The organism is Thalassolituus sp. UBA6592, from assembly GCF_002433655.1.
Classification (GTDB): domain Bacteria; phylum Pseudomonadota; class Gammaproteobacteria; order Pseudomonadales; family Oceanobacteraceae; genus Venatoribacter.
The window spans coordinates 8,435-8,953 of record NZ_DJIO01000144.1 but is presented as its reverse complement, the minus strand read 5'-3'; the positions used below and the strand labels follow the sequence as shown (position 1 = coordinate 8,953).

Annotated in this window: 1 protein-coding gene; it reads right to left on the bottom strand. The window is 51.3% G+C overall.

Features of this window, described 5'->3' with window-relative positions:
• A partial coding sequence (locus tag B2Z72_RS14200) for an FAD-dependent oxidoreductase (protein ID WP_297005125.1) occupies window positions 1–519 on the bottom strand: 519 nt, incomplete at both ends.

Below are 519 nucleotides of genomic sequence, written 5' to 3'. Positions count from 1 at the left end.
CATGGTCGGGTAGTTGAACGTGGTGTTCACGAAATAACGCAGAGTGTTACCTTCACCCGGCTGTTCCATGATCGCCTGACCGATATGCACAATTTCTGCGGCCTGGTCACCAAAACAGTGAATACCCAGAATTTCCAGCGTTTGACGATGGAACAGAATTTTCAGCATACCTACGCCTTCACCGGTAATCTGTGCGCGGGCGATGTTTTTGAAGAAGGCCTGACCCACTTCATACGGCACTTTCTCTTCTGTCAGCTGACGTTCAGTTTTTCCGACCGAGCTGATTTCAGGAATACTGTAAATACCGGTTGGCACAGTATCAACGAAGCGGAAGTCCTCCGGTGAGGAAATCATAGCTGCAGCCGCGCGCCCCTGGTCGTAAGCAGCAGATGCCAGAGACGGCCAGCCGATAACATCACCAGCAGCATAAATATGTTCAATGGAGGTACGGTATTCACGGTCCACTTCAATCTGACCGCGGCTGTTTGGCTGCAGGCCAATATTTTCCAGCCCCAGATC